The sequence below is a fragment of the Lentzea sp. NPDC059081 genome, from assembly GCF_042738015.1.
In the GTDB taxonomy this organism is placed as follows: domain Bacteria; phylum Actinomycetota; class Actinomycetes; order Mycobacteriales; family Pseudonocardiaceae; genus Lentzea.
In genome coordinates, this window is record NZ_JBHYGW010000052.1 from 22,028 (window position 1) to 32,314 (window position 10,287).

Annotated in this window: 9 protein-coding genes; 5 read left to right on the top strand and 4 right to left on the bottom strand. The window is 70.9% G+C overall.

Annotated elements, in window-relative coordinates:
- Positions 1 to 246 precede the first annotated feature (246 nt).
- Positions 247 to 1,449, top strand: a complete 1,203-nt coding sequence (locus ACFWV3_RS44815) for a glycoside hydrolase family 88 protein (protein WP_382420330.1) — start codon at positions 247 to 249, stop codon at positions 1,447 to 1,449.
- Here the strand turns inward: ACFWV3_RS44815 and ACFWV3_RS44820 are convergent, their stop codons facing one another.
- A complete protein-coding gene (locus ACFWV3_RS44820; RefSeq protein ID WP_382420332.1) occupies positions 1,450 to 2,010 on the bottom strand; it encodes a hypothetical protein in 561 nt (186 codons plus the stop codon).
- A 20-nt stretch (positions 2,011 to 2,030) separates the two neighbouring features.
- On the opposite strand from ACFWV3_RS44820, the gene ACFWV3_RS44825 reads away from it, so the two are divergent.
- From ACFWV3_RS44825 to ACFWV3_RS44835, 3 genes are all read left to right on the top strand, one after another.
- A complete protein-coding gene (locus ACFWV3_RS44825) occupies positions 2,031 to 2,696 on the top strand; it encodes a response regulator transcription factor (RefSeq protein WP_382420334.1) in 666 nt (221 codons plus the stop codon).
- A complete protein-coding gene (locus ACFWV3_RS44830; protein ID WP_382420336.1) occupies positions 2,693 to 3,973 on the top strand; it encodes an ATP-binding protein in 1,281 nt (426 codons plus the stop codon). The genes ACFWV3_RS44825 and ACFWV3_RS44830 overlap by 4 nt, the downstream gene beginning before the upstream one ends.
- Before the next feature lie 819 nt (positions 3,974 to 4,792).
- Entirely contained in the window at positions 4,793 to 5,302 is a 510-nt protein-coding gene (locus tag ACFWV3_RS44835; protein WP_382420338.1) for an ATP-binding protein, read from the top strand.
- A 107-nt stretch (positions 5,303 to 5,409) separates the two neighbouring features.
- Here the strand turns inward: ACFWV3_RS44835 and ACFWV3_RS44840 are convergent, their stop codons facing one another.
- The 3 genes from ACFWV3_RS44840 to ACFWV3_RS44850 all read right to left on the bottom strand — a co-directional run bounded on the left by ACFWV3_RS44840 (position 5,410) and on the right by ACFWV3_RS44850 (position 8,555).
- A complete protein-coding gene (locus tag ACFWV3_RS44840; protein ID WP_382420340.1) occupies positions 5,410 to 6,237 on the bottom strand; it encodes an extensin family protein in 828 nt (275 codons plus the stop codon).
- 127 nt (positions 6,238 to 6,364) lie between these two features.
- On the bottom strand, positions 6,365 to 7,267 hold the full coding sequence (locus ACFWV3_RS44845) for an SRPBCC family protein (RefSeq protein ID WP_382420342.1): 903 nt from the start codon (positions 7,265 to 7,267) through the stop codon (positions 6,365 to 6,367).
- A 25-nt stretch (positions 7,268 to 7,292) separates the two neighbouring features.
- The gene (locus tag ACFWV3_RS44850) at positions 7,293 to 8,555 is read right to left on the bottom strand and encodes an NAD(P)/FAD-dependent oxidoreductase (protein WP_382420344.1); all 1,263 of its coding nucleotides are present in this window, start codon (positions 8,553 to 8,555) and stop codon (positions 7,293 to 7,295) included.
- 113 nt (positions 8,556 to 8,668) lie between these two features.
- On the opposite strand from ACFWV3_RS44850, the gene ACFWV3_RS44855 reads away from it, so the two are divergent.
- The gene (locus ACFWV3_RS44855; RefSeq protein WP_382420346.1) at positions 8,669 to 10,150 is read left to right on the top strand and encodes an FAD-dependent oxidoreductase; all 1,482 of its coding nucleotides are present in this window, start codon (positions 8,669 to 8,671) and stop codon (positions 10,148 to 10,150) included.
- Positions 10,151 to 10,287: the final 137 nt, after the last annotated feature.

Consider the following 10,287-nt stretch of genomic DNA (forward strand, 5'->3'; position numbering starts at 1 on the left):
TCCCCCGCTCCACAAGGGAAATCGACGCCGGGACTCGGTGGCGCACCGGACGGGTGCGCCCTTCTCGACACCGTTCTCCCCTCGGATCCGAAACCCGGGGCGAGTTCACCCTCGTGAACATCTCCAGGCCTGTTCGTGCTGTTCAGAGACCTGAACAAATCGGTTGAAGTCAATGTTTGCCGGTCTCCCAACACCTCTGGCACTGTGGCGCCGGGCGCACGGACACGAAAGGGACTGGACAGTCTCGTGAACCTGTCTCGACGCACCCTGCTGGCCTCTGCCGCGGCCACTCCCCTGCTCACCGGAACCGGTGTCGCGCTCGGCGTGGAAGCGGCGCCCTCGCCCGCACAGCTGCGCGCCGCACTCGACTACGGCCTCGCGAAGCTGAGGGCGGTCGCACCGGGCATCACCTCGTTCCCGGAGATCACCCGTGCCGAGAAGTGGACCTACGTCGCCGACGGCGGCTGGGTCGGCGGTTTCTGGCCGGGCACCCTGTGGCTCGCGCACCTCGACAGCGGCGACGCGCGGTTCCGCGCGCTGGCCGAGGCGGCGAACGACCGGCTGGCCCCCCGCAGGCTCGACCCGCGCGACCACGACCTGGGGTTCCTGTTCTCCCCGTCGTGGGTGACCGCCTACCGGCTCACCGGCGACCCGAGGTGGCGCGACGGCGCGATCGACGCGGCGAACACCCTGACCCAGCGCTGGAACGCGACCGGGAGGTTCATCAGGGCCTGGGGCGCGATCGGCACGCCGGGCAACGCGGGCCGGGTGATCATCGACACGATGATGAACCTGGACCTGCTCGCGTTCGCCACCGAGCAGACCGGCGACCGCAAGTTCCTCGACATCGCGATCGCCCACGCCAGGACCACCCAGACGCACTTCCTGCGCGCCGACGGCTCGACCCCGCACGTGTTCGACTTCAACCCCGACACGGGCGCGCCGATCGGCCAGAACACCGTCCAGGGCTACAGCCCGACGTCGTGCTGGGCGCGCGGTCAGGCGTGGGGCATCTACGGCTTCACGACCATGTACCGCCGCACCGGCCTGCGTGAGTTCCGCGACACCGCGCGCAAGATGGCCGACTTCGCCCTCAACGCCCTGACGCCCGACCACGTGCCCGTGTGGGACTACCGGTCGCCGTTGGGCGTGAACGACGTCAAGGACTCGTCGGCGGGCGCGATCATGGCGTGCGGCCTGCTCGACCTCGCCACCGCCACCGGCACGGCCCGCTACCGCGACCGGGCGCTGCAGATCCTCGGCGGGCTCGTGGGCACCTGCCTCACCACGAGGTCGACGCGCGCGGAGGCGGTCCTGGCGCGCGGCACCCGCAACCGCCCGGCGGAGGACGGGGTGGAGGTCTCGCTGCCCTACGGCGACTACTACCTGTTCGAGGCGATCCTGCGGGTGCTCAAGCCCGCCCAGCTCGCAGAGGCCATCGGCCTCTAGTCACTGCTCGATCACGCGCGCCGTCGGCCCGTTCGTCCAGTTCGCCTCGAGCCTGGACAACCGGCCGGCGGCCGTGCGGAAGTTCACCACCAGCGGCCCGCCCGGCTGCTCCACCGACACCGACCAGCCGTCCGCGGGGGTGGCCGAGAGCGCCTTCACCCCGGTCGGCAGGAAGCGCGCCACCACGTCGCCGCCCCGCATGTGGAACGCGTGCACGTAGGAGCCGTCGGCCTGCCATTCCCCCTCCGGGAGTTGAGCCGTGGAGGGACGCGCATCCGTACTACTGGGAGGAACCGGAGCAGACGAGCGCGACACGGGAGGCCTGGTGGACGTGGGCGGCGGAACGGACGGCGTGCCGATGGAGGGGCCAGGTTCGGGCTCGGGCGGCGGCAGCGAGGTGATCGTCGGCATCGGCAGCACGGTCGACCCGGCGGGCTCGGCGAGGCCCACGTCGGCCACGGGAGCGGGCTCCATCGCGGACCGGATGCCGAACCAGGACAGGCCCACGGCGACCGCGGTCACCACGGCCCAGGCGGCCAGGTATCCGATCGACCGTCTCACTGCGAATATCCTCCCCTGACATGGCATCGGTTCTGCTGGTCGAAGACGACCCCGTGGTGCGTGCGGCGATCACGCGGGCCCTCTCCGGTCAGGGCCACATCGTGCACGGTGTGGCGCTCGCGATCGAGGCCCTGCGCGAAGTCACCGCGACCGGCTACGACGTCGTGGTGCTCGACCTGGGGCTCCCCGACCTCGACGGCGGCGACGCGCTGCGGATGATCCGCGGCGTCACGAACACCCCCGTGGTGATCGCCACCGCCCGTGACGACGAGGCGGAGATCATCCGCCTGCTGAACGCGGGCGCGGACGACTACCTGGTCAAACCGTTCTCCAGCGAGCACCTCGAGGCACGGGTGCAGGCCGTGCTGCGGCGGGCGCGCGACAGCAAGCAGCTCGTCGTCGGCGGCCTGGAGATCGACGTGAGCTCCCGCAGGGCCTCCGTGGACGGGCGTGAGCTCTCGCTCACGCACAAGGAGTTCGAGCTGCTCTCCTACCTCGCGGCACGGCACGGCGAGGTGGTCCCGCGGGCCGAGATCCTCGCCAGCCTGTGGCCGTCCAACCGCGACGACCAGACGCTCGACGTCCACCTGTCGTGGTTGCGCCGCAAGCTCGGCGAACGGGCCGCGCAGCCGCGCTACCTGCACACGGTGCGCGGGGTCGGTGTGCGACTGGTCGCACCGAGGTGAGGCGGTCACTGGTGCTGGTCGCTCTCGCGGCGACCAGCATGGTGGCGCTGGCCTTCCTCATCCCGCTCGCGATCGTCGTCAAGAACGCCGCGTACACCCGCGCGCTCAGCGAGGCCGAGAAGCAGGCCAACGCGCTCACCCCGGCGCTGGTGATCACCCGGCGGCCGCAGGAGATCCGCCAGGCCATCCGCAGCACCCGCTTCGGCGGCCAGCAGCGGCTCGCCGTGCACCTCGCCTCCCCTGCCGCGACCTTCGGCACCTCGCACATCACCGCGAAGGACCTGGAGGACGCGCAGAACCTCGCGCGGGCCGCCACGGTCGAACGCCCCGACGGCGTCGCCTACCTGCAGCCGCTCGCCACCAGCGACAGCGGCATCGCGATCATCGAGGCGTTCGTGCCGCACGAGGAGCTCACCCGCGGCGTGATCGGCACGTGGTGGGTCCTCGCGGCCGTCGCGTTCGGGCTGGTCGCCGGGTCGGTGCTGGTCGCCGACCGGCTGGGCGCACGGGCCGTGAAGGCCACGCGGGCGTTGGCGGAAGGCGCGCGGCGCATGGGACAGGGGGACATGACCGCGCGCGTTCCTGTCAAGGGACCTCCCGAGGTCGCGGAGGTGGGCAAGGCGTTCAACGCCATGGCCGAACGCGTGCGCCACCTCCTCGCCGCCGAACGGGAGGTGGTCGCCGACCTCTCGCACCGCCTCAGAACGCCCCTGACAGCCCTGCTGCTGGACGCGGACGCCCTGGGGCAGGGGCCGGGTGCGGATCGCATCCGCACGGCCGTCCAGGGGCTCGAGAGAGAGGTCGGCGAAATCATCAGGGCCGCCCGGTCCGGTCTGCGGACGGGCGAGGGCTCCACCGACGCGACGGACGTCGTCCGCGACCGGCTGGCGTTCTGGTCCGCTCTCGCCGACGACCAGGAACGGCCCTGGACGGTCCGGGGCGCCGACCGGCCCGCGCACGTGCCTCTCGCGCGCACCGAGCTGTCGGCGGCGCTGGACGCGCTGCTGGGCAACGTCTTCCGCTACACGCCGGAGGGCACGCGGTTCGCCGTGACACTGGTGCACCAGGCCGACCTGGTCGCGCTCGTGGTCGAGGACGCCGGTCCCGGCATCACCGACCGGGCGCGCGCCGTGCGCCGGGGCGCCAGCGGGGGTGGGTCCACCGGCCTGGGCCTCGACATCGCCCGCCGTGCCGCGGAGAGCACGGGCGGCACGCTCCACGTCGACCGCGGGCCGCTGGGTGGCGCACGCGTGCAATTGAGGCTCCGTCGGGTCTAGGGCATGGGTGTGCAGGGCGGTGGCGCGAGGCGGGCCGCCGCCGTTGCGCCTCGCGCCACCGAGCTCTTTCTCGGACGGCTCTTTTCGGGAGAGCCGGGAAGAACACCGCCGGCGGCGTGCGGACCGTGGGACGGGTCCGACGCCGCCGGCGGGCACCGGCAGGCCGCGGCGCACCGCTGCCGCACCACCGGGTCCCGAGCAGGAGGGAGGAACCCGATGAGCAGTGCGCGCTTGCCTTTCCCACACCGGTGTAACGAGGTGGATCAGCCGGGGCTCTCGGCCAGGGGTGTGGGGCCCGGCGTATTCAGCAGGTCTTCGATCGGTTTCTCGTGATCTGCCATGAATTTAGCCGAGCGCCCGGGCCCGCCACTCCACCGTTCGTACGATTAATTTGCCTTAAATATCTTTAAGCTCCGGCCCGTGAACCCTTCGCAGCTTAATTCGATTTAAGGTCGCGGCATTCATTCCGTCAGACGAAAGCCGAACCGAACCGCCCCGCGCCACCGCGGCACCCAGGGACGGTCGTGCGCCCCACGACGTGGCATACCGGACGGAACGTGAATGACGGGGCGACTGCTTCACGAATTCGTCGAAGCGGTTCGGCGGCCGGCGATCCAGACCCGAATCGATCACGCTCGGCGCCGGACGCTATACTCACAGTGAGCAGACAGACCGAGTATTGTGACCCGGACGTGACTTTTGACGGGTGAGTCAACCGGGGCATTGCTTCCCGCGTATACCCATGTAGATTCCCGCTCACCGCGACGGCCATTCGGGTGACCATCGCGGATCGCGCGCCGCACGCGAAACGGAGGCAGCATGCAGGCGAACGCCCAGACCGCCCAGGTCGACGACCTGACACTCATCGCGCTGCCCACCGCGGTGAACTGCGCGGATCTGTTCGTGCGCTTCACACTCGGTGAGTGGCGTCTGCGCAACATGATCGGAGAGTGCTCGGCCGTCGCGTGCGCGCTGGTCGAAGCCGCCGTCGAGTCCGCGGACCCCAAGACTTCCCGGCTCATCACGCTGCGCCTGAGGCTCAGCGGCGACTACCTCGTGGTCGAACTGGAGGCGGCGCGGTTCATCATGCCGCCCACCTCTCCCGACCTGCGCACCGGCGAGCTCCAGCTCGCCGGTGGCATCAAGCTCATCTGGTGCGAGCTCCAGCTGCCGACGGGCGTGAACGCGACCGCGGTGCCGCTCCCCCGCCGGGAGAAGCGCCGGTCGCCCGCGGCCGAGCAGCTGGGCGACGAGCCGGACGTCGATCCCGAGCTCATCCAGCGGATCCTCTTCGGCCTCGGCGGCTCGATGGGCGGCGGTCCCCGCTAGTCCTTTCTTCGGAAACGACGAAGGCGCGTCCAGCGATGGACGCGCCTTCGTCGTTTCCGGCCCCGTGGCGGCTTTCTCAGCCCGATTCCACGGAATTGGCTCCGCGGTCAGATGTTCTGGTTCGCGAAACCCTTGGTGGCGATCTTCGAGAGCATGCCCTGCCAGACCGACGCGCTGGAGTGCGGGTCGCCCGTGACGCCCAGCGCCGACTTGAGGCCGTTGAACGCGGTCGTCGTCTTGGGTCCCCAGATGCCGTCGATCGTGAGGCCGGCGGCGCGGAAGTTGTTGCAGACGGCCTGGACGAACTTGGTGTCGGACTCGGAGTCCGTCGCCGCGCGGACCGGCATGCCACCGAAGTCCGAGTGGATGTGGTCGGCGTGGTCGGAGTTGTACCAGCCGTCCAGCACGTACCGGAACCGGCGGCGGCAGACGGCCTCCGTCGCGAGGTAGCGCTTGCGGACCGACGCCGTGCCCGAAGCGTGCGCCTGGTCGAGCGGCGAGATGGTGTTGCCGCCGGACCAGCGGACGTGGTCGAGGTCCATCGCGGTGCCGGCGCCGTGCTGGCCCGCCTTGTCGACGTAGAACCCGGCGGAGACGATGTAGCTGATCGAGCCGTAGCTCGACGACAGCGACCGCAGGTCCCGGATCCACGCGACGAGCGCGTTGTAGAACGCGTCGGTGGCCTGCCAGTTGCGCGCGGTCGTGTTGCCGCGGTTGGAACGCCAGTAGTAGACCGGCGTCCCGTCGATCTTCTGGAACGTCATCATCGCCAGCGCGCCGACCTCGGCGGCCTGGATCTCCGCGTCGGTGTGCCGGTCGCCGGTCTTCGGGTCGGCTCCGGCCAGACCGGGTGCGACGGCAGCCAGGCCGGCGAGACCGGCGACGGCCGCCGCGCCCGTGACGAAGCCGCGCCTGGTGAGGTTGTTCTCGGACACCCCAGCACTCCCTCTCGAGTCCGCCGGAGCGAACAGGAGGCAGCCTGTCCCATCACCCGGCGCGAGGGAGTCTATGGATCTCCCACACCCCGGGGAATCGCGCCTGACCTGCGTTTTTCCGTTGCCTTTACCGGACAGACCCGAGCACCCTGATGAGGCTCTTCTCGGTGTCGTTGCCCAGTTTCTCGAGCGCCAGCTTCGCGACGGGAGCGCCGAGCTTCGCCAGTCCGGTGAACTCCAGGTGCGCGTGGTAGGCGATCCGGGTGGTGCCCGGCGTCGAGCCGGCGGTGATCGTGATGTCGTCCGTCGCGGTGGCGGTGTCGTTGCGGCCGACGAACCGCAGCCCGCCCGGCTCGTCGCGGGTCAGCTCGTAGACGAGCTCGGTCCTGCGGCCGAGGAACGACGAGACGTTGTGCCAGCGCGAGCCGACCTCGACCGGTCCGTTGTCGAGCCGGCGGCACGAGACCGTGCCCGGATCCCACTGCTCGGTGCGGGAGAAGTCGCGCAGGTACTCGACGACGCCCTCGGGGCTGGCCGCGACGGTGAAGGTGCGTTCGACGTCGACACCGGAGATCGGCGGCGCGTTGAACGACCCGGGTGCCAGGCGAACCCGGTACTGGTCGACGAGCTCGGCCTGTCCCGCGGCCCGGCGCGCGAGCCGCTCCAGGCGTTCCTCGTCGAAGCTCTGGAGCTTGCGCAGCGTCCGCCACAGCGCCGACTTGGCCTCGATGCCGACGCGCAGGCCCTCCAGCTCCAGCACGTCGCTCAGCGGCGAGCGGCCGAGCACCCTGCCGTTGAGCTTGAGCCTGCCCGCCTTCTCGGAGAGCCAGCCGATCGCGGCCTTGTGCGGACGCGCCTCGACCCCGACCTCGCGCATGAAGTCGAGCAGCTCCTTGCGGTCGGCCTCCAGGTCGTCGGCGAGCAGGCGCAGCTCGGGGTGCGTGCGGCTGACGCGGCGCGCGAGCTCGCTGATCGCCGTCGTCCCGGCCAGGTGGTCGTTGAGGTAGATGCCCAGCAGCTCCGTGTTCACGGCTCCCGGTTACCCCGTCGTGGCGCTATTCAGCAGTTTTCGCCCGCATCGGCTCCAGGATGATCGGCTGCGCGCGCCGCCCGGTGACGATGTTCAGCGCCCACTGGGTCAGCACCGCGGCCCGGTTGCGCCAGCCGACGAGGAACGCGATGTGCACGACGGCCCACGCCACCTTGCCGACGACTCCGCGCAGCCGCAGCTTCTTGATGTCGGCGACGGCGTCGGCGGGCGAGATCGTGGCCATGGTGCCGAGGTCGAGGTACTTGAACGGCTTGTGCCGCTCGCCCTTCAGCCGCGCCTTGATCACCTTGGCGACGTGGTGCCCCTCCTGGATGGCGGGCTCGGCGATGCCCGGCAGGTCGTTCAGGTTGACCATGTCGCCGATCGCGAAGACGTCGTCGGTGACCGAGCAGTCGACGGGGTTCACCCTGATCCTGCCCTTGCGGTCGACCTCGGTCCCGGTGGCGTCGGCGAGCTTGCGCGACAGCGGCGAGGCCTGCACCCCGGCCGCCCAGATGATCGTCCGCGCCTCGACCCGGTCGCCGTCCTTGGTGGTGAGACCCTCCGCGTCGATCGACTCGACCATCGCACCGGTCATCACCGTGACGCCGAGCTGTTCCAGCTTGCGGCGGGTGTGCTCGCGCAGCTTCTCCGGGAACGGCGGCAGCACGTGCGGCACCGCGTCGAGCAGCGTGATCCGGATGTCGCGCGGGTCGATCTCCTGGAACTGCCCCTTCAACGCCCGGCGCGCGAGGTCCGCGAGCTGCCCGGCGAGCTCGACGCCGGTCGGTCCCGCGCCGATCACCGCGAACGACAGCCACTGCTTCGGGTCGTCCGCCGCCACCGCCGACTCGAACGCGCGCAGCAGCCGCGACCGCAGGTTCACGGCCTGCTCGAGGGTCTTCATCGGCGGCGCCACCTCGGCCCACTCGTCGTGGCCGAAGTAGCTGTCCCGCGCCCCGGCCGCGACGACCAGCGTGTCGTACCCGATCTGGCGCGACGACCCGTCCGGCAGGTCGACGCCCACGGTCTTGGCGGTGGTGTCGAACCCGGTGACCTCGCCCAGCAGCACCCGCGCGTTGCGCTGCCTGCGCAGGATCGCCCGGAACGCGGGCGCGATGTCCCCGGTGGGCAGCAACGCCGTCGCCACCTGGTAGAGCAACGGCTGGAAGAGGTGGTGGTTCGTGCGGTCGATCAGCGTGACCTCGACGTCCGCGCGCTTCAGCCCGCGCACGACCCCCAGCCCGCCGAAACCGCCACCGACGACGACTACCCGGTGCTTGCTCATGCGTCCCGCATACCCACGGATCGGGTGAGGTATCCGGACAGCGCCCGATCGTGGCCGACGGCACCCGCTCCCACCAGCGGCATAACCACGCCTGCCGTGGGTACACCGCCGCCATGACCACCACGGCCGACCAGTCGCTCTGGCTCACCGCCATCCCCGCTCAGCCGCGTCCACCGCTGACCGGCGAGCACACCTTCGACGTGGCCGTGGTGGGCGGCGGCATCACCGGGCTCACCACCGCGTTGCTGCTCAAGCGCCGCGGTCTCGACGTGGTCGTGCTGGAGGCCGAACGGGTCGCGTCGGGCGTGTCCGGCAACAACACCGCCAAGGTGACGGCCCTGCAGTCCACTGTGTACTCGCAGATCCGGCGGGCGCACGGCCTGGCCGCCGCCACCGACTACGCCACCGCGTCGCAGGCCGCCGTCGCCCAGGTCGCCGCGCTGGTGCAGAGCGAGAAGATCGACTGCGACCTGCGCCGGTCCCCCGCCGTCACCTACGCCTACACCGAGGACGAGGTGCGCGACGTCGACCACGAGCTGATCTCCGCGCGGCACGTCGGCCTGCCGGTGCGCAGCGGCACCACGGGCCTCGACCTGCCGTTCCCCGTGCACGCGGCCGTGCGGCTCGACGACCAGATCGCGCTGCACCCGGTGAAGTACCTGCTGGGCCTGGCCGCCGCGGTGGACGGCGACGGCAGCCTGGTCTGCGAGCACAGCAGGGTGCTGGAGGTGAAGGGCACCCGGTTGTCCACGAAGGACGGCGTGGTGAACGCGGCGCAGGTCGTGATCGCCACGCACTACCCGACGCTCGACCGCGGCCTGTACTTCCCCCGTCTGGAGCTGACCCGCGCCTACTGCATCGCCGCCCGCGTCGCGAACCCGACGCAAGCGCTCGCGATCAGCACCGGCAGCCCGTCGTGGTCGATCTCCGCTCACGGCGACCGGCTGATCCTCGCCGGGCAGAGCCACCCGACCGGCAAGCCCGTGGTGGAGCCGTTCCGCCGGCTGGAGGACTTCGCGCGGCAGCACTGGCAGGTCGAGGAGGTCACGCACCGGTGGTCGGCGCAGGACCCGACGTCCTACGACCACCTGCCGATGATCGGCGGCTACACGCCGGGCAGCGACACCCTGTTCACCGCCACCGGCTACATGAAGTGGGGCCTGACCAGCGGCACGTTCGCGGCCTCGCTGCTCGCCGACCTCGTCACCGGCAAGCCGAACGACCTCGCCGAGCGGTTCAGCCCGCACCGGGTGTCGCTGAAGTCGTTGCCGGACCTGGTGAAGAAGAACGCCGAGGTCGCGGCGCAGATGGTCGGCGACAGGATCGCGCCGGCCGACGCCACGTCCAGCGAGGACCTGCCGCCGGGGCACGCGCACGTCATCCGCGACGGCCTGGGCAAGACCGGCGTCTACCGCGACGCCGACGGCAAGCTGCACGGGGTGTCGTTGCGGTGCACGCACCTCGGCTGCCTGGTGCGGTTCAACGCCGCCGAGCACAGCTGGGACTGCCCGTGCCACGGGTCGCGCTTCGACGTCGACGGAACGGTGCTGGAGGGTCCGGCGACGCGGCCCCTGCCGCGCAAGGAACCGAAGTGAGTGCCGCCGGTCGTCCCGCTGTGACGACCGGCAGCAGGACCGCTAGCTGTACTGACCGGAGAGGTTGGGAACGCGGCTGGCGGGTGGCTGGCCTTTGAGTGCGGTGTGTCCGCGGTGGTGATTGTAGGTGTGCAGCC